This window comes from Burkholderia sp. PAMC 28687, from assembly GCF_001577465.1.
Lineage (GTDB): Bacteria > Pseudomonadota > Gammaproteobacteria > Burkholderiales > Burkholderiaceae > Caballeronia.
The window spans coordinates 328,816-350,962 of the sequence record NZ_CP014507.1 but is presented as its reverse complement, the minus strand read 5'-3'; the positions used below and the strand labels follow the sequence as shown (position 1 = coordinate 350,962).

21 protein-coding genes and 1 pseudogene are annotated in these 22,147 nt (G+C 60.3%); 10 read left to right on the top strand and 12 right to left on the bottom strand.

From position 1 onward, the window contains the following. Nucleotides 1–116: 116 nt before the first annotated feature. Entirely contained in the window at nt 117–878 is a 762-nt protein-coding gene (locus tag AX768_RS24445; protein WP_062002703.1) for a CDP-diacylglycerol diphosphatase, read from the bottom strand. Between the two features lie 86 nt (nt 879–964). After that, nucleotides 965–2,356 (bottom strand): aminotransferase-like domain-containing protein, encoded by a 1,392-nt coding sequence (locus AX768_RS24440; protein ID WP_062002702.1) that lies wholly within the window; start codon nt 2,354–2,356, stop codon nt 965–967. A gap of 424 nt (nt 2,357–2,780) precedes the next feature. Between AX768_RS24440 and AX768_RS24435 the strand changes: the two genes are divergently transcribed. From AX768_RS24435 to AX768_RS24405, 8 genes and pseudogenes are all read left to right on the top strand, one after another. After that, complete coding sequence (locus AX768_RS24435; RefSeq protein WP_062002701.1) at nt 2,781–3,263, top strand: MSMEG_0572/Sll0783 family nitrogen starvation response protein; 483 nt, start codon at nt 2,781–2,783, stop codon at nt 3,261–3,263. A 31-nt stretch (nt 3,264–3,294) separates the two neighbouring features. Beyond that, nucleotides 3,295–4,314 (top strand): Nit6803 family nitrilase, encoded by a 1,020-nt coding sequence (locus AX768_RS24430; protein ID WP_062003645.1) that lies wholly within the window; start codon nt 3,295–3,297, stop codon nt 4,312–4,314. Next, nucleotides 4,307–5,383 carry an MSMEG_0568 family radical SAM protein gene (locus AX768_RS24425; protein ID WP_062172647.1) on the top strand — a complete coding sequence of 359 codons (1,077 nt, stop codon included), beginning with the start codon at nt 4,307–4,309 and terminating at the stop codon, nt 5,381–5,383. Before AX768_RS24430 ends, AX768_RS24425 begins: the two co-directional genes overlap by 8 nt. A 3-nt stretch (nt 5,384–5,386) precedes the next feature. Beyond that, nucleotides 5,387–5,947, top strand: coding sequence for an MSMEG_0567/Sll0786 family nitrogen starvation N-acetyltransferase (locus tag AX768_RS24420; RefSeq protein WP_062002699.1), 561 nt, complete (start codon nt 5,387–5,389; stop codon nt 5,945–5,947). Next, nucleotides 5,944–6,912 (top strand): sll0787 family AIR synthase-like protein, encoded by a 969-nt coding sequence (locus AX768_RS24415; RefSeq protein WP_062002698.1) that lies wholly within the window; start codon nt 5,944–5,946, stop codon nt 6,910–6,912. Before AX768_RS24420 ends, AX768_RS24415 begins: the two co-directional genes overlap by 4 nt. Beyond that, a pseudogene (locus AX768_RS24410) lies at nt 6,912–8,036 on the top strand (MSMEG_0565 family glycosyltransferase); the annotation flags it as partial. The gene AX768_RS24415 and the pseudogene AX768_RS24410, both read left to right, overlap by 1 nt. A 24-nt stretch (nt 8,037–8,060) precedes the next feature. After that, nucleotides 8,061–8,345, top strand: a complete 285-nt coding sequence (locus AX768_RS33330; RefSeq protein WP_172812042.1) for an MSMEG_0570 family nitrogen starvation response protein — start codon at nt 8,061–8,063, stop codon at nt 8,343–8,345. A gap of 29 nt (nt 8,346–8,374) precedes the next feature. Further along, the gene (locus AX768_RS24405) at nt 8,375–9,649 is read left to right on the top strand and encodes an MSMEG_0569 family flavin-dependent oxidoreductase (protein WP_062002697.1); all 1,275 of its coding nucleotides are present in this window, start codon (nt 8,375–8,377) and stop codon (nt 9,647–9,649) included. A 62-nt stretch (nt 9,650–9,711) separates the two neighbouring features. Here the strand turns inward: AX768_RS24405 and hydA are convergent, their stop codons facing one another. The 5 genes from hydA to AX768_RS24380 form a co-directional block, all read right to left on the bottom strand. Continuing rightward, complete coding sequence (hydA, locus tag AX768_RS24400) at nt 9,712–11,190, bottom strand: dihydropyrimidinase (protein ID WP_062002696.1); 1,479 nt, start codon at nt 11,188–11,190, stop codon at nt 9,712–9,714. A gap of 40 nt (nt 11,191–11,230) precedes the next feature. Beyond that, the gene (locus tag AX768_RS24395; RefSeq protein WP_062003644.1) at nt 11,231–12,739 is read right to left on the bottom strand and encodes an NCS1 family nucleobase:cation symporter-1; all 1,509 of its coding nucleotides are present in this window, start codon (nt 12,737–12,739) and stop codon (nt 11,231–11,233) included. A gap of 122 nt (nt 12,740–12,861) precedes the next feature. Then, on the bottom strand, nt 12,862–14,154 hold the full coding sequence (gene preA, locus AX768_RS24390) for an NAD-dependent dihydropyrimidine dehydrogenase subunit PreA (protein ID WP_062002695.1): 1,293 nt from the start codon (nt 14,152–14,154) through the stop codon (nt 12,862–12,864). Between the two features lie 35 nt (nt 14,155–14,189). Beyond that, nucleotides 14,190–15,527: an NAD(P)-dependent oxidoreductase gene (locus tag AX768_RS24385; RefSeq protein ID WP_062002694.1), complete on the bottom strand. Its 1,338-nt coding sequence runs from the start codon at nt 15,525–15,527 to the stop codon at nt 14,190–14,192. A 51-nt stretch (nt 15,528–15,578) separates the two neighbouring features. Further along, nucleotides 15,579–16,838 carry a Zn-dependent hydrolase gene (locus AX768_RS24380; RefSeq protein ID WP_062002693.1) on the bottom strand — a complete coding sequence of 420 codons (1,260 nt, stop codon included), beginning with the start codon at nt 16,836–16,838 and terminating at the stop codon, nt 15,579–15,581. 354 nt (nt 16,839–17,192) lie between these two features. On the opposite strand from AX768_RS24380, the gene AX768_RS24375 reads away from it, so the two are divergent. Continuing rightward, nucleotides 17,193–17,876, top strand: a complete 684-nt coding sequence (locus AX768_RS24375) for a TetR/AcrR family transcriptional regulator (protein WP_062002692.1) — start codon at nt 17,193–17,195, stop codon at nt 17,874–17,876. A 120-nt stretch (nt 17,877–17,996) separates the two neighbouring features. Here the strand turns inward: AX768_RS24375 and AX768_RS24370 are convergent, their stop codons facing one another. The 5 genes from AX768_RS24370 to AX768_RS24350 all read right to left on the bottom strand — a co-directional run bounded on the left by AX768_RS24370 (nt 17,997) and on the right by AX768_RS24350 (nt 20,552). Continuing rightward, on the bottom strand, nt 17,997–18,323 hold the full coding sequence (locus AX768_RS24370; protein WP_062002691.1) for a DUF4148 domain-containing protein: 327 nt from the start codon (nt 18,321–18,323) through the stop codon (nt 17,997–17,999). A gap of 312 nt (nt 18,324–18,635) precedes the next feature. Further along, entirely contained in the window at nt 18,636–19,331 is a 696-nt protein-coding gene (gene hutC, locus AX768_RS24365) for a histidine utilization repressor (RefSeq protein WP_062002690.1), read from the bottom strand. Nucleotides 19,332–19,463: 132 nt separating this feature from the next. Next, nucleotides 19,464–19,934, bottom strand: a complete 471-nt coding sequence (locus AX768_RS24360; RefSeq protein ID WP_062002689.1) for a GNAT family N-acetyltransferase — start codon at nt 19,932–19,934, stop codon at nt 19,464–19,466. 6 nt (nt 19,935–19,940) lie between these two features. Then, nucleotides 19,941–20,318, bottom strand: a complete 378-nt coding sequence (gene crcB / locus AX768_RS24355) for a fluoride efflux transporter CrcB (protein WP_062002688.1) — start codon at nt 20,316–20,318, stop codon at nt 19,941–19,943. 12 nt (nt 20,319–20,330) lie between these two features. After that, complete coding sequence (locus AX768_RS24350) at nt 20,331–20,552, bottom strand: hypothetical protein (protein ID WP_062002687.1); 222 nt, start codon at nt 20,550–20,552, stop codon at nt 20,331–20,333. 121 nt (nt 20,553–20,673) lie between these two features. Between AX768_RS24350 and AX768_RS24345 the strand changes: the two genes are divergently transcribed. Next, entirely contained in the window at nt 20,674–22,020 is a 1,347-nt protein-coding gene (locus AX768_RS24345; protein WP_062002686.1) for a mechanosensitive ion channel family protein, read from the top strand. The last annotated feature ends 127 nt before the right edge of the window (nt 22,021–22,147 follow it).

The window sequence follows — 22,147 nt, the reverse complement described above, 5'->3', positions numbered from 1 at the left end:
GGAGGACTCTTCCGCAAAAGCTTGGGAGATGGCTGAGGGCGATAATTACGGTTGGCAGCGGGGATACCCAGCAATTCCCGCGAAGTGTGACTATATCTGCTGATTGTTAACACGCCCTAGCGTTTGCGTGCAATCGCGCAACTGTGGTCCTGCAGCTCTTCCGACGATGCAAAGTCACCCTGCGCCAACCGGACATGATCATTGAGCAGGAAAAACGCGGGCTTGCCGTCGGGCGTGGTCGTGCCGGTCAGCAGCAGCGTCTGGTCCGCCATGCGTCCCCCTTCCTTTGCCACATCGGCTGCGAGCAACTTGAAGGGATCGACCGAGGCGAGCGCCGGGTCATCGATACGCCTGATCCTGTACGCATGGCCGCGCAGCGAGGTAGGGAACGCGGTCCATTGCGTACCGATCTTCGGTCCTTGTTCGCGCAGTGCGTTCACGACATCGGGCGCCAGGCAATCGATATGAATATGCAACTGGTTCTGCGAACGCCCGCTGGTCGAATTGATCGCGAGCGAAAGTTCATCGCGCGGCAATTCCTTGCCGAGTTTTGCGTTCACGAAGCGCCGGGCGTCCCATGCAGCGCGCCAATAGTTCGGCGTATCCGCCGCCAGCAACTCGGGACTTTCAACCCCGCCAATGCGTTTTGTCGGGATCAACAAGTACTGCGTGGCCCCGTTCAGGTCCTTCAGTACGGCATAGCCCTGAGTTGCATCGACATCGATACACTTTTGCGGCACGTCCGCCCCCTGCGCGGCCGGTTCACATGAGTTATGAACGATCTGCCATAACGCATTGGGATTGCCGGCGCATGCTGACGTCAGGATGACAGCCGCGAGCGCGGCCGCGAAAAAGCGAAGAAACCAAAGGTTCCGCATGGGGCGAATAGTCGAGACGAAAAGCTGCATCGTAGCAAGGGCGCTTTACGTCTGCATGACCTCTGCCTGGCAAGCCTCGTCCCAAATCACATGACGGGCAGATGCAAATGGTGCGGATGCTCGACTGTATCGGCAATCAGCCTCAGCGCGTCTTCGCATTCTTCGGGATTTTTTGGACCGCCGAGGCAGACGCGAATGGCTTCGGGCGGATTGCCATCGGTAGCAAACGCAGTTGCCGATACCGCTCCGATCCCTTGCGAACGCAACTGCAACGCAAGCTCCGACGCTTGCCATCCGCATGCAAGATCGATCGGCATCCAGAAATGGAAGCCGGCGGGATCGGCGTCGAACTTCCACTTCGATAACACGCGCGCCGCGATTGCCTGCCGCGCGGCGGACTCGGTCCGGATGGCGTCGAGCATCAGGTCGGCGGTGCCGTCCACGACCCATTGCGTAGCGAGCAACATGGTGAACGGGCTCGCCATTACCGTCGTGGCGCGCAATGCGCCCGCGAGATGCTGCGCGCGCCGTGAAGAAGGCGCGCGAATGTAGGCCACGCGAAGCCCCGCGCCGAAGCTCTTCGAAAACCCCGTCACGTAGTAGGTCAGGTCCGGTGCGAACGACACCATTGCGTCGGGCGCGTTCGCGGGCAGCATGCCGTAGGCATCGTCTTCGATGATCGGCACGCTGTATCTCAACGCGACGTCGGCCAGCGCCTCCCGGCGCTTCGATGAAAGCGTGACCGTGCTCGGGTTCTGGATGGTCGGGTTGCAATAGAACGCGCTGGGCTTGTCGCTCTTGCAGAGCGCTTCGAAGGCATGCGCGAGGGGACCGTCGTCGTCGCGTGCAAGTGCCTGCAGACGCACGCCAAGCTGCGCTGCAATCGCCTTGATGCCGGGATACGCCAGCGTATCGAGACAGATGGTGCCGCCCGGCCGCGCGAGCTGCGACACCATCGCCACGAGCGCGCTGTGGATGCCCGGACATACGAGCACCTTGTCTTCATCGCAGTCATCGAAACGCCGCTTGAGCCACCGGGTTCCCGCCGCGCGGTCGTCGGGCGTGCCGCCAAAATCCTGGTACCGCAATAGACGATAAGGATCGGTTGACGCGAAGAGCCGCGCCGCCGACTCGCGCAACCGTACGGCAAGCTCGGCGGGTTCCGGCGGCATGTTCATGGTCATCTCGACACTGCTGCCGCCCGAGAGCGGCAACGTTGCCGTTCTCCCGCGCACGAACGTTCCGCTGCCTGCGCGCGAATCCAGCAGACCGCGTTTGCGCGCTTCTGCATAGGCACGCGCGACGGTCGTGTAATTGAGTTGCAATTCGTCGGCGAGATCGCGCAAACCCGGCAGCCGGTCGCGCGGGCGCAGTCGTCCGCTCGCCAGGTCTTCTTCGATTAGTTCTGGAATCAGCAAATAAGCCGGCTTGCGGCTTTCCGTGAGTTTTCTGATCCAGTGATGAGTAAGACTGGCCATGAAACGTTCTCTGATTAAAGGCGGTCAAAAAACGATAGCACGAAAAACGCAAACATAAAAAATTGATCGCATTGAATGATCGTACGGAGAATCGTTTTGCAGGCGATCAATGCACGTAATGAGTGTTTATTGCACCAGTAGCGAGCGATTGCACCAACAAAACATCGCCCTGTTGGTGCGTGGGCGAATTTGACGTGGCGCCAAAGTTAGGCCCCGCAAGGCTCTCGGCGAGCCGATTCAAAATATTTCCTACTCGCCCAAGTGCTGATCGGTTGAATGATCGGGTATTGATCGCATTAACATTGCGTTTAAATGGCACGGCGGTTGCATTATCTGATTTGCAAGCAGCGTGGCGGGAACCGAATAAAAAACCGGATTCTCACTATTATCGATGTTTTAAATCGTGTATTTAATGGAGATTAGAATGCCTGCCGTCAATATCCCGATGCACAAGAAAGGCGATTATCTTGTCGACTATGAAGAGAAGGTCTTTGAGGACGTCAAGGCCGCCCCGGGCGAAAAGGCGCTGGTGACGTTTCATACAGTCGCGTTCGAAGGTTCCATCGGCTTCGTGAACCTGCTGCAAGCCACGCGGCTCCTGCGCAAGGGCTTCGAAACATCGGTGCTGCTTTATGGTCCCGGCGTGACGCTCGGTTTGCAGCGCGGTTTCCCAACGCTCGGCGACGAAGCCTTTCCTGGCCACCTGAACTTCAACAAGCAGATCCAGAAGTTCATGGAAGAAGGCGGCAAGGTCTACGCGTGCCGCTTCGCATTGCAGGCGCTTTATGGGCAGGGCGAAGCATCGTTGATCGAAGGCATCAAGCCGATCAGCCCGCTCGACGTGCTCGACATCCAGCTGCTGCATCGGAAGGACGGCGCGCTGATGATCAACACGTGGACCGTCTGACATTGCCGACACTCTCGACCACGGAATGACCATGCCCGACAAGAGAATCGTCCGTGCTGCCGCGGTCCAGATTTCGCCGGACCTCGAACGCCCCGGCGGCACGCTCGAAAAGGTCCTCGCGACCATTGACGACGCCGCGCGCCAGGGCGTGCAGCTGATCGTCTTTCCCGAGACCTTCCTGCCCTACTACCCGTACTTTTCATTCGTGCGGGCACCGGTTGCATCGGGCGCGGAACACATGCGTCTTTACGACGAAGCCGTCGTCGTGCCTGGCCCGGTGACCCATGCGGTATCTGAACGGGCGCGGCGGCACGGCATGGTCGTGGTGCTGGGCGTGAACGAGCGCGATCACGGCAGCCTTTACAACGCGCAACTCATCTTCGATACCACCGGTGAGCTGCTTCTCAAGCGCCGCAAGATCACGCCCACGTTTCATGAGCGAATGATCTGGGGCATGGGGGACGCAGCGGGCCTGAAAGTGGCGCAAACGAGCATCGGCAAAGTGGGGGCGCTTGCGTGCTGGGAGCATTACAACCCGCTCGCGCGCTACGCGCTGATGACGCATCACGAAGAGATCCATTGCAGCCAGTTCCCCGGTTCGCTCGTCGGTCCCATTTTCGGTGAGCAGATCGAAGTGACGATCCGGCATCACGCGCTGGAATCCGGCTGCTTCGTGGTCAATTCCACGGGGTGGCTGACCGAGGCGCAGATCGAATCCATCACGAAGGAACCCGGCCTGCAGAATGCGCTTCGTGGCGGCTGCAATACCGCGATCATTTCGCCCGAAGGCCAGCACCTGGCGCCGCCGTTGCGCGAAGGCGAAGGCATGGTGATCGCGGATCTGGACATGTCGCTGATCACCAAACGCAAGCGCATGATGGATTCGGTCGGCCATTATGCGCGGCCCGAATTGCTGAGCCTCGCAATCAACGACCGCCCTGCCGTCACGTCGGCGCCCATGAATCCTTTCTCACCTTCAACCGGGGAAAAGCATGTTGAACGCGAACGCGAGCGGGACGATGTCGGCCGCGAGCCGGCAATTGATGACTGAACTGCAATCGACGGGCTTGCGTCTCGCCGACCCCGGCGCAGGCGTCAGCGTGGCGAGCCGTCGCGGCGGTGCGGGTCCGTCGGATCACAAGGCGGTGACCATCGACGGCGTGACCATCATGGTTCCGGTGCATACCAACACGGCATGGCACTCGCCGTTCGTTGCTTCCGCGCCCGATGCAAGCGGCAGCAGCGCATTGCTGCGCGGCTCCATTCCCATCGCGAATATCAGCTTCCCGAAGGCGCCACGCTTTTACGCGATGCAAACCTTCGACGGCGTGCCGTACTCGCACATCGCGACCTTGCACGGGTCCGACGTGCTCGCAACAACGGTGCTGCAAACCTGCATTCGATACGAAAGCCGCAAGAAGACCTGCAAGTTCTGCGCAATCGGTCAATCTCTTGCGGCAGGCCGGACGATCGCGCGCAAGACGCCCGAGCAACTCGCGGAAGTCGCACGTGCCGCTGTTCTGCTCGATGGTGTCAAGCATATGGTCCTGACCACCGGTACGCCGCCGACGAAAGACCGTGGCGCGCAGATCCTGTGCGAAAGCGCGTTTGCAATCAAGGCCGCCGTCGACTTGCCAATCCAGGCGCAATGTGAACCGCCCGACGACGACAAGTGGTTCGAGCGCATGCGGGCAAGCGGTATCGATACATTGGGGATGCATCTGGAAGTGGTCACGCCCGCCCTGCGCGAGCAGATCATGCCGGGCAAGGCGAGCGTCCCCATCTCGCGCTACATGGAATCGTTCAAGGCGGCCGTCGCCGTGTTCGGTCGCGGGCAGGTCAGCACCTACATCCTCGCGGGACTGGGGGACACGGCCGAAGCAATTCTCTCGATCTCGCGCGAACTGGTGGACATCGGCGTGTACCCGTTCGTGGTTCCGTTCGTGCCGATCAGCGGAACACCGCTCGAGGATCATCCGGCGCCTTCCCCCGAGTTCATGAAGTCGGTGCTGCAGCCGCTCGGCGCGATGGTATCGGCGGGCGGCATGCGGTCCGGCGATATCAAGGCCGGTTGCGGAAAATGCGGCGCGTGTTCGTCGTTGTCTTCCTACGAGGTCTGAACCATGCTCGCCGATACCGAGGATCTCGCCCGCCTCTACACGCCCGCCAGCTTTACGATCAAGTGGACCACGCTGCAATGGGAAGCCGACGAGGCGTACAAGCTGCGGCGCGCGGTCTTCTGCATCGAGCAGGGGATTTTTATCGGCGATGACCGCGACGAGACCGATGACCGCTCGCAACTCCTCGTGGCGGTGAGTTGCATTGGTGGAATGCATGAGCAAGTGGTCGGCACCGTGCGCATTCACGAGGACGAACCCGGTGTGTGGACCGGTTCGCGGCTTGCCGTGCATGCGGCGTTTCGGCGCCACGGGAAGATTGGCGCAACGCTGATCAGGCTCGCTGTCAGCAGTGCGCACGCACTGGGCTGCAAGGAATTTCTCGCGCACGTGCAAAGCCAAAATGCGCCCTTGTTTCATGCGCTGCACTGGACCACTCTGTCGGAGGAACTCATGCATGGACGGCCGCATCATCTGATGCGGGCCGACCTCGATTTTTATCCGCCGTGCGCGACGCCTCATGGCGGCTTCGTGACGCACTATGCGTCGGCGCGGAGTGCGGCATGAACGTGGCCGATCTTGTCGCCGCGTTGAGGGAGACGCGCGGCTTTCGCCATAAAACGGACATTGCGGGCGTGATGTCTTCGCTCGCACGTCACGCTCCTGCCTCGCTCGAAACCGTTGCCAATGGCGATGATTGCGCCGCCATTCCCGACGGCGACGGCTACCTGCTGTTCGCCATCGAAGGCATGGTCAGCGACTTCGTGCGCGACATGCCGTGGTTCGCCGGCTATAGCAGCGTAATGGTCAATGTCAGCGATATCTACGCGATGGGCGGCCGGCCCATCGCCGTAGTGGATGCGCTCTGGAGCGACGGCCTGCAGCGCGCTGAAGAGGTGCTGGCCGGGATGGCGGCGGCATCGGCGGCGTACGGCGTGCCGATCGTGGGCGGCCACAGCAATGCGCGCAGCGATCAGCCGCAACTGGCGGTATCGATCATTGGACGCGCGAAGAAGTTGCTGTCCAGTTTCAGCGCCAGGCCCGGCGACCGGTTGATGATGGCCGTCGATTTGCGCGGGCGCTTCGAAGATCCGTATCCGTTCTGGAATGCATCGGTCGGCGCACCTGTTGAACGTCTGCGCGCTGATCTCGAAGTCCTGCCGATGCTTGCCGAAACCGGTCTCTGCAATGCCGCCAAGGACATCAGCATGGCCGGCGCGCTGGGCACCGCGCTGATGCTGCTGGAATGCTCCGGCGTGGGCGCGAGCATCGATCTGTCCCGCTTGCCGGCGCCGGCGCAGGTCGACCGTGTGCGATGGCTCACCGCATTCCCCAGCTTCGGCTTCGTGATGTCCGTGCGTGAAGAAAACGTCGCACGGGTCGAACAGATGTTCGTTGAACGTGGTCTCGCTTGCGCATCGATCGGCACGGTCAACGAATCGCGCAAGGTCACGCTTCACGATGGCGACGACTACGCCGAACTGTGGAACTTCGAGCACGACGCGTTCATAACGTCAGGGAGCGTGACGTAATGCGCGTCGCCCTCACCACGCATTCGGTCAATCCGCGCGGTGGCGTGGTGCATACGCTCGAACTCGCTGCTGCGCTGGTGGATGACGGTCACGATGTCACGATCTTCGCACCCGCTGCACCTGGCGAATCGTTATTCCGTGAACCGCCATGCCGGGTGATTCTTGCGACTACTGAAGGCTCACAGCAGAACACGGTTGCAATGGTGGAAGCACGTCTTCGCGCTTTGAAAGCGAGCTTGAGAGCCTGCGACGCCGGAGGTTTCGACGTGCTGCACGCTCAGGACAGCATCAGCGGAAACGCGCTCGCGGAACTCAAGGAAGACGGCACAATCAAGGGCTTCATCCGCACCGTTCACCACCTGGATCATTTCGACAACCCGCGCCTTGCGGCCTGGCAAACGCGTGCGTGGCGCGACGCGGATCGTGTGTTGTGCGTGAGCGAAATGTGGACTCGCGTGATGCATGAGAAATACGGAGTCGATGCAACCACAGTATCGAACGGTGTCGACCTGACGCGTTATTCGACACAACGCACGCATCAAGACGAAGCGTCCGGCATCGATGGCTCGCCGGTTGTGCTGGCTGTTGGCGGTATCGAAGCGCGCAAGAACACGGCCGCTTTGCTCGAAGCATTCGCGGTATTGATCCAACGCCGCCCCGAAGCGCGGCTCGTGGTTGCAGGAGGCGCGAGCCTGCTCGATCACAACGCATACACGCTCGCTTTCATGCAACGCGTAGCCGAGCTGAACCTCACGCATGCGGTGACGGTCACCGGCCCCCTGGACGACGCCGCAATGCCCGCATTATTTCGCCGCGCCGATGTCCTCGCGATGGTATCCCTGAGCGAAGGTTTCGGCCTGGTCGTGCTCGAAGCGCTTGCAAGCGGTACGCCGGTGGTGGCATCGAACATTGCGCCCTTCACCGAATATCTCGACGACACTACCTGCTGCTGGGCCACGCCAACCGATCACGAATCGATCACGAACGCGCTTGAACAAGTCATCAGCGGGCGTCACAGAACCGATTTTGACAACGCCGTCCCCGCGTTGCTCGCGCGAATGAGCTGGCAGGCATCGGCGAAGAAACATCTCGACATTTACAGCGGCTTGCTCGCAAGCCGTGCCCTCAAATCTCTCCAGGAAGCCGCCATGCCTGTCATGCATTTTCGAATCCAGTGGCCTGATGACAGCGAAGACAACTGCTATTCGCCATCGCAGGTCGTCAGTGATTTCTTTACGCCGGGCCAGGACTATCCCGTCGATGACTTCGTTTCGCGCGCCCGCGAGGCATTGAACATTGCATCCGAACGCGTGCGCGAGAAGTACGGCTTCGCGTGCTCGGCGGCGATGGACCAGCTCGCGAAGATCGAGGTCGACGCCGAACGTTTCATGGACGAACCCGACGCACGGGTCAAGGTCATCGCGCTCGTCTGAGCGCCGCCATTTTTCAGCGAGGACGCATCATGTCGCATATATCAGCGGACACGACGCACTACAGCGTGATCGTGGTCGGCGGTGGACAGGCGGGTTTGTCCGCGAGCTACCACCTTAAACAGGCAGGTATCGATCATCTCGTGCTGGAGAAAAACACCGTCACGCATACGTGGCGATCGCAACGTTGGGATGCGTTCTGCCTCGTGACGCCGAACTGGCAATGCGCGCTGCCGGGTTATCCATACGCGGGTGACGATCCGCACGGCTTCATGGTGAAAGACGAGATCATTGCGTATCTCGACGGCTTCATCAAGGCGGTCGATGCACCCGTGATCGAGCATGCCGAAGTCAGGCGTGTCGCACGAAATGGCGAAGGCGGGTTCAGCGTATCGACCAGCCAGGGCGCATTCACGGCGGATCAGATCGTGATTGCATCGGGCGGATATCACACGCCCATCGTGCCGCGCATGGCCGAGCGCCTGCCGCGTTCCATCACGCAGATACAGTCGTCGGAATACCGCAATCCGCAGGAGTTGCCCGAAGGCGCCGTGCTCGTGGTCGGCTCGGGGCAGTCGGGCGCGCAGATCGCCGAGGACCTGCATCTCGCTGGACGCAAGGTCATTCTCGCGGTAGGCGAAGCGCCACGTTGCGCACGTTTCTACAGAGGCCGCGACGTGGTCGACTGGCTCGCCGACATGAAGTACTACGACATGCCCGTCGAACAACATCCGTTGCGTGAAGGCGTACGCGACAACACCAACCACTACGTGACCGGCCGCGATGGCGGACGCGATATCGACTTGCGCAAGTTCGCCGCCGAAGGCATGGAATTGTACGGGCGCCTGCAGGACCTGCAGGATGGCGTGCTGCACTTCGCACCGAACCTTGCCGATAACCTGGACAGCGCCGACAAGACGTTCAACGGCATCAACGCGGGGATTGATGCGTTCATCGAGAAGAACGGCATTGAAGCGCCGCCGGGATCGCGCTACGAGCCGGTATGGTCGCCTGCAGAGGAACGCACCACGCTGGATCTGCAGACAAGCGGCATAGGGTCGATTGTGTGGTGTATCGGCTTTACGCCCGACTTCAGTTGGCTCGATGCCCCTGTCTTCAACGGCCGCGGTTATCCGGCGCACACGCGCGGGGTGACGCCTGTCGATGGAATCTATTTCGTCGGCTTGCCGTGGTTGCACACATGGGGCTCGGGACGATTCTCGGGCGTGGCGCGCGACGCCGAGTATGTCGTGAATAAAGTCTGCGTTTATCGGGAAGCTAAAGCGCGCGATGAGGTCGCCGTTTGAAAAGACGAAGAAAAAAAATGCCGGCGCATGAAGCGCCGGCATTCGAAAAGATTTCGTGATCCTCAAGCCGCTTTCACAACCTTGTCACCCACGCGATGAATCGGATGCGGCTCCTTCAGGTGATTGGCGATGCGGGTTGCGTCGAAGTACGCACCATTCGGCGGACGCTTCAGATATTGCCCCGCACCCTTGACGGCGCGCAAGTCGCCATCCGCCCATGCATGCGCGCCGCGCGTGAGCGTATGCGTCGCCTGACCCTGCACGGCCAAGCCTTCGAACACGTTGAAGTCCACCTTCTGATGATGCGTCTTCACCGAGATCGTCTTGCTCGCAGCCGGGTCCCACACGACCAGATCGGCATCCGCACCCGCCTGCACGGCACCCTTGCGCGGGAACAGATTGAAAATGTGCGCCGCATTGGTTGACGTCACGCGCACAAACTCATTGGGCGTGAGACGTCCCTGGTTCACGCCGTAATGCCAGAGGATCGCCATGCGGTCTTCCACGCCGCCGCAACCGTTAGGGATGCGCGTGAAATCCTCGCGCCCCATCGCTTTCTGCGATGCGCAAAAAACACAATGATCCGTCGCCGTGGTGTGCAGTTGCCCGGATTGCAAACCGCGCCATAGTGCCTCGCGATGTTCACTCGTGCGAAACGGCGGGCTCATCACGTGCGCTGCGGCACGGTTCCAGTCGGGATCGCTATACACCGATTCATCGATAACAAGATGCCCCGGCAGCACTTCCGCGAACACCCGCTGGCCTTCGCTGCGCGCACGCGTGATGACGTCGACGGCATCTTTCGATGAAACATGCACGATGTAGATCGGCACGCCCAGTACTTGCGCAATCCGTATTGCACGATTGGCCGCCTCGCCTTCGACTTCGGGCGGCCGTGACAACGGATGCGCTTCCGGCCCGGTAAAGCCTTTCGCGAGCAACTGCTTCTGTAGTTGAAAGACGAGTTCACCGTTCTCCGCATGAACCGTCGGCAACGCACCTAGCTCCAGTGATCGCGCGAAGCTGTTCACGAGCACTTCGTCGTCGGCCATGATTGCGTTCTTGTAGGCCATGAAGTGCTTGAAACTGGACACGCCGTGTTCACGCACGAGCGTTCCCATGTCCCTGTACACCGACTCGTCCCACCACGTCACGGCCACGTGAAAACCATAATCCGCCGACGCCTTTTCCGCCCAGCCGCGCCATTCGTTGAAGGCTTCCATCAACGGTTGCTTCGGACTTGGAATAACAAAATCGATGATGCTCGTCGTACCGCCGGCCAACCCCGCTGCCGTGCCGGTATAAAAGTCGTCGCTCGCTGTCGTTCCCATGAACGGCAGCTCCATGTGCGTATGCGGATCGATACCGCCGGGCATCACATATTGCCCGGATGCATCGATGGTTTCGGTACCCGCCGGCACATCGAGGTCGAGGCCGATCTGCAGGATCGTGCCGCCTTCCTTCGGGTCTGCGCACAGCACATCTGCACGATACGTGCGCTCTGCATCGATGATCGTGCCGCCGCGAATCAGGATCGTCATGTTGCGTATCTCCTGTAAGTCCTGTGAAGACCTGCGAAATTCAGGCGCGAACGACGCGCGCCGTCGGGCTCTTGCCCATTTTCATCCACGCGCCATATACGATCGACGCAAGCGCGAGGCCCACGAACCATGCGTACGTGTAGAGCGTGTTGAAAAATGCGGGAACATTAGGGAACGAAGCGGGAAACGCCGTGTGCAGGAATCCCGGCAAGTTCGGCAACACGCCCACGAGCAATGCCACCACCGCTGCCATGTTCCAGCCACCGGTATAACTGTACTCGCCGTTCTCGTTGAAGAGTTCACGCGTATCGAGCCGCGTGCCGCGAATCAAAAAGTAGTCGACCATCAAAATGCCGGCCACGGGTCCGAGCAACGCGGAGTACCCGACGAGCCAAGTAAAAATATAGCCCTGCGTGGTCGCGAGAATCTTCCACGGCATCATCACGATCGCGATCAACGCCGTGATCATCCCACCCACGCGATACGAAATACGCTTCGGCCACAAGCTCGAAAAATCGTACGCAGGGCCCACGAGATTGGCCGCGAGATTGCAGCTCATGGTATCGAGCGTGAGGATGATGAGCGCCACACCCACGCCTATGCCGGTCATGCGGCTGGTGAGATCGATCGGGTCCCAGATCGCCTTGCCGTAGATCACCACCGTTGCCGACGTCACCACCACCGAGATCACCGAAAGCAGCGCCATGGGTGCAGGCAAACCAATCGATTGCCCGATGATCTGGTCCTTCTGCGAGCGCGCGAATCGTGTGAAGTCGGGAATGTTCAGCGCAAGCGTGGCCCAGAAGCCGACCATGGCCGTAAGCCCTGGCCAGAACGTCGCCCAGAACAAACCTTCCTTCTTGCCGCCTGCCACGAATTGCGACGGCTGTGCGAGCATTGCACCGACACCGCCCGCCTTCGATGTCGCCCACCACACGAGCGCGAGGCACATGACGATCTTGATCGGTGCGGACCAGCTTTCAAGAAAGCGGATGGAGTCCGTGCCGCGCAAGATGAAGTACAACTGGATCAGCCAGAAAAACAGAAAACATGCGAGCTGGCCGAGCGAAATGTCCAGGAAGGGAATCGGCGCGCCATGCGTCGTATTGCCGGCCAGGATGTTGAGCAACGTGTAGATCGCACTGCCGCCCAGCCACGTCTGGATGCCGTACCAACCGCAAGCCACGATTGCCCGCAGCAACGCCGGAAGTTTCGCGCCCTTCGTTCCAAACGATGAACGCACGAGCACCGCATACGGAATGCCATGTTTTGCGCCCGCGTGACCGACGAGCAGCATGGGTACGAGCACGATCATGTTGCCGAGCAACACGGTTATCACGGCCTGCCACGGCGACATGCCCTCCTCGGTCAGGCCGGCGGCAAGCATGTACGACGCGATGTTCATGACCATGCCCACCCAGAGCGCCGCGAAGTGATACCACTTCCAGGTGCGCTGCGCAGGGGTGGTCGGCGCCAGGTCGTCGTTGTATAAACTGCTGCTGGCGCCGGCCGCGAACTGCGGGTCGACGGAATGCGCTGTCTGCTTCATCGAGTTGATCTCCTCAAGATCGTTGCGGTCCGCGCCCGGGATCGGCTTGTAAAGCAGTTCGGGCGTCGGCCGTCTGGGGACGTCTGGTGACAAGCGCTGGTGTTTCGTAAAGCATCTGAACTCTATGCGGCCTTGACGCTTTCTTCAACGTCGGCGACCACACGAGCCGGGTTGTTCGGATGCGTCGTCCAGTTCGCGTACTCGCCGGCGTCCACGCGTTCCATGGTGATGCATTGCTCGACCGGGCACACGTGCATGCATAAATTACACCCAACGCATTCGGAATCCATCACCTCGAAATGGCGCTTGCCGTCTTTCTCGCGCATGATCGCCTGATGCGCGGTGTCTTCGCAAGCAATGTGACACAGTCCGCATTGAATGCACTTGTCCTGGTCGATGCGCGCCTTGATGTCGTACTTCAGATTCAGGTACTTCCAGTCCGTGACATTCTGGACGGCGCGGCCACGAATATCGTCGAGCGTGGCGTAGCCTTTTCCGTCCATCCAGTTGGACAGGCCGTCGGCGAGGTCGGACACGATCCTGAACCCATAGTGCATTGCGGCCGTGCAGACCTGGACATTGCCCGCGCCCAGGACTATGAATTCAGCGGCGTCACGCCACGTCGAAATACCGCCGATTCCGGAGATGGGCAAATCCGGCGTTTCAGGATCGCGCGCAATCTCCGCGACCATGTTCAGCGCGATCGGTTTGACAGCCGGGCCGCAGTATCCACCATGTGTGCCCTTGCCGTCGACAGTCGGCATGGGCGCCATGACGTCGAGGTCGACCGCGACAATCGAATTGATCGTGTTGATCAGCGACACGGCATCCGCACCGCCCTTGTACGCCGCCCTTGCGCTCGTGCGGATATCGCTGATATTCGGCGTCAGTTTCACGATGCACGGCATCCGCGTGCCTTCCTTCACCCAGCGCGTGACCATCTCCACGTACTCGGGCACTTGCCCGACCGCGGCGCCCATGCCGCGCTCGCTCATGCCATGCGGGCAGCCGAAATTCAACTCGACGCCATCGGCGCCGGTGTCTTCGACCAGCGGCAAGATCCACTTCCAGTCGCGCTCGTTGCATGGCACCATCAATGAAACGATCAACGCGCGCTCCGGCCAGTCGCGTTTGACCTCCCTGATTTCTTTCAGATTGATATCAAGCGGACGGTCCGTGATCAACTCGATGTTGTTCAGCCCCGCAATCCGCTGGCCGTTCCATTGCACGGCACCGTACCGCGAACTCACGTTCACCACATGCGGATCGAGCCCCAGTGTTTTCCAGACTACACCGCCCCAGCCCGCTTCGAACGCGCGGTTGACGTTGTAGGCTTTGTCGGTGGGCGGTGCGGATGCGAGCCAGAAAGGATTGGGCGAAGTGATACCAACAAAATTGTTGCGAAGATCGGCCATGAGCTGGCTCCATTATCGTGGGGTGTTTATCAGCCTCAGGCTGCCTTGATGGCCGTGGCCGCGAACGACGCACTGATGGCCTCTGCCGCGAGCTTGCCGTCCTGCACGGCCTGCACCGTCAAATCGATACCGCCATGCGCCGCACAATCGCCGCCGGCCCAGACGTTGGGCAGCGATGTCCGGCCGCCCGAGTCCACGGCAATGCGGTTGCCGTCGAGCGTGAGCAGATCGGCGTCGATAGCGTCGGAAAGGAGGGTTTGCCCGATGGCTTTCAGCACCATGTCGGCTTCGATCACGAAGCGTTCGCCTTGCGGGTTCTCGAACTCGACACCTGTCACCTGATCGCCTGCATTCAGCAACCGCACGGGCCTGGCGTGCGTGATGATCGACACTCCGTTGTGCTGCGCGAACTCGCGCTCCGCCCACGTCGCGCCCATGGTTTCCACGCCGCGCCGGTAAGCCATCGTCACCGTTTGTGCGCCGAGCTTGCGGCTCTGTACGGCGGCGTCGATAGCCGTGTTGCCGCCGCCGATCACCACCACGCGACGTCCGACCGGCACGCTTGCGAGGTCATCGGCCTGACGCACCTGTTCGATGAAATCCACCCCGTTGTACACGCCCTGCAATGTCTCGCCTTCGAGTTCGAGCGATCGCACGCCTGCAAGTCCGATTGCCAGGAACACGGCGTCGTACTGTTTGCGCAATGCGTCGAGCGTGATATCGCGTCCGAGCATGACACCATTCTTCACTTCAATGCCGCCAACCGAATAAAGCCATTCCACTTCGCGTTGCGCGAAGTCCTCCACCACCTTGTATGCAGCGATCCCATATTCGTTCAGACCGCCGGGTTTCGCCAACGCATCGAAAATCGTCACGCGATGCCCCGCGAGCGCAAGCTTGTGCGCACATGCCAATCCGGCCGGCCCCGCGCCCACTACGGCGATATGACGTCCGGTATCGGCTTCGCGCTTGAACAAGGGCTCGCCCCGGCTCATCGCCCAATCAGTTGCATGGCGCTGCAACGCGCCAATAGCAACTGGTTTGTCATCCTTATGATTTCGGACGCACGCACCTTCACAGAGGATTTCTGTTGGACACACCCGCGCGCACATGCCGCCAAGCGGATTCGCAGAAAGAATATCGACTGCCGCGCCTTTCAGGTTGCCGTTGCCGATCTTGCGGATGAAGCTCGGGATATCGATCTTCGTAGGACACGCATTGATGCACGGCGCGTCGTAACAATAGTGGCAACGGCTCGATGCAGCCGCTGCCGCGGTTGCATCGAGGAGCGGCGCCACGTCCGAGAACTCACACGCCAGTTGCTCTTGCGACAGCCTTTGCGGGGCAATGTCGCCGGTAGGCTTCATGGTCATACGCGTCCTTCCTGATTGTGGGGATTTTTATATGGGTGCGGCGCTTGTTTGTTACTGACCGGCGCGTTCCAGCATGGCGTGAAGCAGCACGTTCGCGCCCGCTTCGATCCATTCTTCCGAGGCGTCCTCGATCTCGTTATGGCTGATCCCGTCGACGCAGGGTACGAAGACCATCGATGTCGGTGCGACCTTCGACAGGTAACACGCATCGTGTCCCGCGCCTGAGACGATGTTCCTGTGCGGATAACCGAAGCGCTCGGCGGCAGCACGCACGGACGCGACGCAGGCGGTATCGAATGCAATGGGTGCGTAGTAGAAGATCTGTTCGAGCTGCGTTTCAAGGCCGATACCACTCGCTATCTTCTCCACGCCTTCACGCAACGCGGCATCCATTTTGGCGAGCACGGCGTCATCGGGATGCCGGAAGTCGACGGTGAAGAACACGCGTCCGGGAATCACGTTCCGCGAGTTCGGATGCACTTGCATCATGCCAACCGTCGCGCATGCGAGCGGCGCGTTATCGAGCCCGATACGATTCACGAGCTCCACCACGCGCGACGCGCCGAGCAATGCATCGCGACGCCGCGGCATGGGCGTAGGACCCGCATGTGCCTCCTGCCCCGTCAGCGTGATCTCGTACCAGCGCTGGCCTTGCGCGTCGGTGACCACGCCGATCGTCAGGTTCTCCGCTTCGAGAATCGGCCCCTGTTCAATGTGCAATTCAAAGGCCGCATGCAGCTTGCGTCCGCCGCAGGGCTCGCTGCCGGCATAACCGATTCGCTGCAGTTCCTCGCCGATCGTCTTGCCATCCACGTCCTTGCGCGACAGGCCGTAGTCGAGCGTGAACTCGCCTGCAAACACGCCGGAGGCCACCATGGCCGGTGCGAAACGCGAGCCTTCCTCGTTCGTCCAGATCACGACTTCGACCGGATGCTCGGTCTCGATCCCGCGATCATTGAGCGTGCGGATCACCTCGATACCACCAAGCACGCCATAGATGCCGTCGAAGCGTCCGCCCGTCGGTTGCGAGTCCGCGTGCGACCCCGTGACGACCGGCGCGGCGTCCAGGTTGCGTCCCGCGCGCCGCATGAAGACGTTGCCCATCTGGTCGACGGTCACCGTGCAGCCGGCTTCCTTCGCCCAGCTCACGATCAGGTCGCGCCCTTCCTTGTCGAGATCCGTGAGGGCAAGGCGGCACACGCCGCCCTTCGGCGTTGCGCCGATCTTTGCCATCGTCATGAGACTTTCCCAGAGACGTTTGCCGTTGACCCGGATCGACGTGTCCAGTGCTGAATCGGTTACCGCGTTCATGTCGCGTTCTCCTTGGTGTATCGCTTGAATGTGGGGTTACTACCCATACGAAACTGGTGCATCGACGCCGGCTTTGGGGCGCACTTGCACGTCTCTTGTGCAGCTTGCGCGTCTCCCGCAGCAACGTCCAATATCCTGTTCGATACCGCTTCGCAAATCCTGTCCAACTGGACAGGTTGTAGCCGATTAATATTTGCAAATCAACGTCTTTCGGGGTTTCCGATAGTTCGAAAGACAGAGCGAGAAGCGTGCCATTGCGATGCAGCAGAGCTGCATGACGGCGTTGAGATGCGCTGAGCAGCGCGGGCATCAAACCGAATAGAATGAGGCGCGCAGCGCCATTCGAGGATAACGATGAGAGACGACGAAGCGACAGCCGAGGCAGTGAAAGACGACGCCGCGCCCACTCCATTGCGGCGGCGCAAGGCACACATACGCGAGACCAACGAAGCGCATCTTCTGGCATGCGCCGAAGCGGTTTTCGCGGAACGCGGCCTCGAAGGCGCGAGCACGGCGATGATCGCGGAACGCGCAGGCTTGCCCAAAGCCAACCTGCATTACTACTTTCCGACGAAGCTCGCGTTGTATCGCAGAGTGCTGGAGGATTTGTTCGATGACTGGCATCGTGCGGCCGATACGTTCGAAACCAGTGACGATCCGGTCGAAGCCATCAGCGGTTACGTGCGGACAAAAATGGAGTTGTCGCGGCGCCGGCCGCTCGGCTCGAAAGTCTGGGCAAGCGAGATCATTCACGGCGCAGTGCACATGCAGGACATCCTGACAGAGCGGGTCAAGCCGTGGCTCGATACACGCGTCGTGGTAATCGACAGATGGGTCGCGCATGGGTTGCTCGAGCCCACAGATGCGCAGACCTTGCTCTTCATGATCTGGGCGACGACCCAGCATTACGCGGATTTCGATGCGCAGATTCGCGCGCTGAAAGGCAAGCGGGCGTTATCGCAGAAAGCCTTCGATACCTCCACCGAAGAAGTCGTCAAGCTCGTGATTCGTGCATGCGGCGCGAAGTCGCCGAGCTGACCGGGCGGTCGAAACGCAAAAAACTCGCCGGCCGCGTTGCTGCGGAGGGCGAGTTTTTTGTGTGGCGCGTGGTGCCGTTACCGGCGTCGCACTACGATACTGCCAAGACCTGACTACCGATTAGTGACCGAAGAACACCGATCCGGGAGTATTTCGCGCCGGCGCTACCGAGCTGCGAACGCCTGCTGCCGATGTGCCGCTCGTCGACGGGCCATAAGACGTCGCTGCCTGGTTTTGTGCATCCACGCGCGCTTGTGCGGCTTGGATATTGGCCGGGTAATTGATCTGGTCGCTCGACGGGTTATAGCCGGCCTTTTCCAGTTGAACCAGTTGCGCCTTCACTTCGGCGCGCGTGACCGGGCCGTTGTCGTTGCTCTGAGCAAACACGAAGGTCGGAGCTGCAAGTGCCGACACGATGACAACTGCGGGAATGAGTGACTTGAACATGGTGAAACCTCCAGTATTTTGTTTGTCGTCTCGAAGCGATTTCAGAAGTTAATAAGCGGTTTCTGAATCCGTTTCGGATGTAAGAAGTCTATGCTTCCGACCCTGGAGGGAAAACCCTTATTTACGCGAAACATCATTGTTTATTTTGCAACAATCAAGGGTAGGACTAGCAGGATATGGGTAGTTTTTACTGAATAACCCTATTTTAGGGTAAAAATAGGTGGGAGTCTGGGCAATCCAGCCCTTGAAAATGACAGTAATGTCATATTCGACAACAATGCCGCTATCGCGCCAACGTTGCCGCCAAAAAAGCTAGAAATGTCCGGTGAATTGATACCGGTCGCCGGGATGCCAGAGATTTGCCACCGACGCCACCGCATCCCGCGACCACGTCCGCCGATGCAACATGAGACAAGGCGCACCGTTTTTCATCGACAAAGCGAGCCCCGTCCCCTCATCCGGCAGCGCGGCTTCAATGCGGTACTCGACACGCTGCAGGGGCGCAGCAACCATCAGGTACTGATTCGGCGTGATCCTGGTGAAATCCTGCCGCGCGTATTCCGGCGCCAGCGCAGGGTTGACCCAGCGCTCTTCCAGTTGAATGGGCAAATCATTTTCGAAATGCAGCACGCGCGAATGAAACACGGGACTGCCCTCGGTCAGCTTCATTTCAAGCGCGAGGCGTTCATCCAGCACGGATGCTCCCAGATGCAGGACTTCCGCCCGGTGCGCATGGCCGCGTCCGATGATTTCATCGGAGATGCTGCGAATTTCGACCAGCGTCGATGCGTATTTCGGTTGCGCCACAAACGTGCCGGCACCCTGGACGCGCGTCAGGATCTGCTCGGCGGTCAGCTCGCGCAGCGCGCGATTGACGGTCATTCGCGCGACCTTGAAGTCGCGTGCAAGCTCGTTTTCGGACGGTACCTGATCGCCCTCCTTCCATTCGCCCGCATGAATGCGCGTGAGAATGTGATCCTTGATTTCCTGATACGCGGGCGTACTCATGCTGAAGTTACAGCGTCCATTTCGGCGGTTCCTGTCTATACAAGTATCGGCGCAGTCTAAACAAACAAAAGCCCTATAACAAGGCCGGGAATCACCCTAACTTTGGACTTCAAACGCGCTTCAAAAGGTTGTCTATACCGGATCGAGGCATTTCTGCATGCGGAAGTTGGTCAGGCGTGCGCCGCGCACTTCCACGACTTGCGACCGGACGACCCCGAACCCGCGCGCTTCGAAGAACGGCCGGGCGGTGAGGCTCGCGTCGGTATCGATGATGGCGAGATGCTGGTTCCGCGCTTCGGATTCGATCTGATCGAGCAGCGCGTTCGCCGCACCCGCGCGTTGATGTTCCGGATGAACGAACAACATGTCGATATGCCCATCGCTCTGAAGATCGCTGAATCCGGCAACCGCGCCGTCGATAAGCGCAAGCCATGTTGGCCGATCGAGCCGGCGCCGGGCCCATACATCGCGGTCCGCTTGCGCCCAGGCGTCGATTTGAGCGGCGTCGTAATCACGCGATGCGACCTCGCGGATCGCGCGCAAAAAGACATTGATCACCGCATCGAGGTCGGACGGTTCATAACGCCGGATGACAATCGCCATGTGATTTCAGCGCGTAAGCGACACCGTCGCGATACCCAGGATTGTCATCACGACCGATGCCAGCACATGAATGGCGATCTCGCCCGCGGCCCAGCCGTAACGCCCCTGCTGCAAGTGCGCGACGACTTCGACCGAAAAGGTGGAGAAGGTGGAGAGCCCGCCCATCAGGCCGGTGATGACAAAGAGCCGCCATTCGATCGACACACCCGGAAAGCGCGCGAACCACGCAACTGCCACGCCGATCACATACCCGGCAATGACATTCGCCGCGAGCGTCCCGAGCGGAAGATTGGGATAGACGGTGTTCAGGCGCAGGCCGAGGAGCCATCGAAACAGGGAACCGAGCGCGCCGCCAATGCCTACGGCCAGAATCGACAAGTACATGAGGAGATAAGTTTAGAAGGGAATGAGCGCCAGCCGGTCGATGAGTTGCTTGCGGCCCGCTTCCACGATGGTTCCCCCCGACGCCGACAGACGTGCGGTCCATGTACCGTCGCGGCGTTGCTCCCAGGTGCCGCATTCGTGGCCGTCGATCAGCAACGAGCCGCGGGCGACCAGTTGCGGGTCGGACGGATCGAGGACGGTGTCGTCGTTGTGTTCAAGCTTGACGGTTCGCATGAGCCCGGCGCGCGGAGTTGCACAAGGGCGTAATAATAGATGAAGCAGAATAGATGAAGCAGATAATCGCGCGCACCTTAATGCACAATACGGGTCGCCAACCTTCACCTTTGTCTGCCGCATGAATTTCGACACCATCCTCGACACCCTGCAAGAGCACTATCCCACGCATCACTGGGCGCAGTTCGCGCTCGGGATGTTGTCGCTCGTGCTCGCCGCGTTATTTGCTCAGTGGGTGGTCGCGCGGATCGTTCTGTATTTTGCGCATCGACTGCTGGTGCTCACCGAACACGATGCCTGGGACAAGGCGCTCGCCCGGCATCGGGCGTATCACCAGCTCTGGTACGCGGTGCCGTTTGCCGCGGTCGCGATCGGGATCGGCGAAGTGCCGTACATCGGGCATATTGCAGAGCTGATCGAGCGGCTCGCGCACGCGGGCGCATGGATCTGCGTGTTCTTCGCGATGGGCGGCGCCCTCAGCGCATGGCAGGACGTCTATGCCGCGAGCATGCAGGCGCAGACGCGCTCGATCAAGGGCTACATACAGATCGGCAAGCTCGCGCTCGCGCTGATCTGCGGCGTGCTGGTGTTGTCGATTGTGATCGACCGTTCCCCGCTCTGGATGCTGTCAGGTCTCGGCGCGCTATCCGCCGTCCTGCTGCTGGTGTTCAAGGACACGCTGCTGTCGCTGGTGGCGAGCACGCAGCTCACGTCGAATGACATGCTGCGCATTGGCGACTGGATCGAGATGCCGCAATCGAATGCCGATGGCTTCGTGAAGGACATCGCGCTGCATACCGTCAAGGTGCAGAACTGGGACAACACGGTGACCACCGTTCCCACGTACAAGCTCTTTTCGGAGAGTTACAGGAACTACCGGCAGATGTTCGAATCGGGCGGTCGGCGCATCAAGCGGACGCTGCGAATCGATGCCACATGCGTGCGTTTTCTCACCGACGAAGAAACCGCCCACCTCAAGCAGTTCCGCTTGCTGCACGATTATCTGGAAGAAAAGCAGATCGAGGTCGAGCTCGCCAACAAGAACCTCGGTGAACTTGCGAGTGAACCGGCAAACCGCCGGCGGCTGACGAATATCGGCACGTTTCGCGCGTATGGGCTGGCGTATCTGCAGCGGCATCCGGAGATCCGGCAAGACATGTCGATGATGGTGCGCATGATGGAACCGCAATCGGAGGGCATTCCCGTCGAGGTGTATTGTTTCACTGCCGTCACCGCGTGGACGCAATACGAACGCATCCAGGGCGATGTGTTCGATCACTTGCTCGCCATTCTTCCGGAGATGGGCTTGCGCCTGTATCAGGCGCCTTCGGGCGCCGACATGAGCGGACTGGTGGGCGCCCGCATCGGCGCTCAGGCGAGCAACGTGATCGCCGGTCATGGCGCAGGTCCAAGCCTGATGGGCAACACAGACAACGGGCGTCTGCGCGGCGAACTGCCGACGGTGTAGAACAAAAGCGGTTGGAGAAGCAGGCAAGAATCCGCGATTATTATGTATTCACGCGAATCGTCCTGATCCTTAAAGTGTGAACCTTGCCGGCATTCCTTTTTGACGTTTGAAGGATTGAAGGAATCAT

Bases quoted from the DNA above. Each gene is read 5' to 3' on its own strand.
- AX768_RS24445 (WP_062002703.1), bottom strand. From the start codon at position 878: ATGCGGAACCTTTGGTTTCTTCGCTTTTTCGCGGCCGCGCTCGCGGCT.
- AX768_RS24440 (WP_062002702.1), bottom strand. From the start codon at position 2,356: ATGGCCAGTCTTACTCATCACTGGATCAGAAAACTCACGGAAAGCCGC.
- AX768_RS24435 (WP_062002701.1), top strand. From the start codon at position 2,781: ATGCCTGCCGTCAATATCCCGATGCACAAGAAAGGCGATTATCTTGTC.
- AX768_RS24430 (WP_062003645.1), top strand. From the start codon at position 3,295: ATGCCCGACAAGAGAATCGTCCGTGCTGCCGCGGTCCAGATTTCGCCG.
- AX768_RS24425 (WP_062172647.1), top strand. From the start codon at position 4,307: ATGACTGAACTGCAATCGACGGGCTTGCGTCTCGCCGACCCCGGCGCA.
- AX768_RS24420 (WP_062002699.1), top strand. From the start codon at position 5,387: ATGCTCGCCGATACCGAGGATCTCGCCCGCCTCTACACGCCCGCCAGC.
- AX768_RS24415 (WP_062002698.1), top strand. From the start codon at position 5,944: ATGAACGTGGCCGATCTTGTCGCCGCGTTGAGGGAGACGCGCGGCTTT.
- AX768_RS33330 (WP_172812042.1), top strand. From the start codon at position 8,061: ATGCCTGTCATGCATTTTCGAATCCAGTGGCCTGATGACAGCGAAGAC.
- AX768_RS24405 (WP_062002697.1), top strand. From the start codon at position 8,375: ATGTCGCATATATCAGCGGACACGACGCACTACAGCGTGATCGTGGTC.
- hydA (WP_062002696.1), bottom strand. From the start codon at position 11,190: ATGACGATCCTGATTCGCGGCGGCACGATCATCGATGCAGAGCGCACG.
- AX768_RS24395 (WP_062003644.1), bottom strand. From the start codon at position 12,739: ATGAAGCAGACAGCGCATTCCGTCGACCCGCAGTTCGCGGCCGGCGCC.
- preA (WP_062002695.1), bottom strand. From the start codon at position 14,154: ATGGCCGATCTTCGCAACAATTTTGTTGGTATCACTTCGCCCAATCCT.
- AX768_RS24385 (WP_062002694.1), bottom strand. From the start codon at position 15,527: ATGACCATGAAGCCTACCGGCGACATTGCCCCGCAAAGGCTGTCGCAA.
- AX768_RS24380 (WP_062002693.1), bottom strand. From the start codon at position 16,838: ATGAACGCGGTAACCGATTCAGCACTGGACACGTCGATCCGGGTCAAC.
- AX768_RS24375 (WP_062002692.1), top strand. From the start codon at position 17,193: ATGAGAGACGACGAAGCGACAGCCGAGGCAGTGAAAGACGACGCCGCG.
- AX768_RS24370 (WP_062002691.1), bottom strand. From the start codon at position 18,323: ATGTTCAAGTCACTCATTCCCGCAGTTGTCATCGTGTCGGCACTTGCA.
- hutC (WP_062002690.1), bottom strand. From the start codon at position 19,331: ATGAGTACGCCCGCGTATCAGGAAATCAAGGATCACATTCTCACGCGC.
- AX768_RS24360 (WP_062002689.1), bottom strand. From the start codon at position 19,934: ATGGCGATTGTCATCCGGCGTTATGAACCGTCCGACCTCGATGCGGTG.
- crcB (WP_062002688.1), bottom strand. From the start codon at position 20,318: ATGTACTTGTCGATTCTGGCCGTAGGCATTGGCGGCGCGCTCGGTTCC.
- AX768_RS24350 (WP_062002687.1), bottom strand. From the start codon at position 20,552: ATGCGAACCGTCAAGCTTGAACACAACGACGACACCGTCCTCGATCCG.
- AX768_RS24345 (WP_062002686.1), top strand. From the start codon at position 20,674: ATGAATTTCGACACCATCCTCGACACCCTGCAAGAGCACTATCCCACG.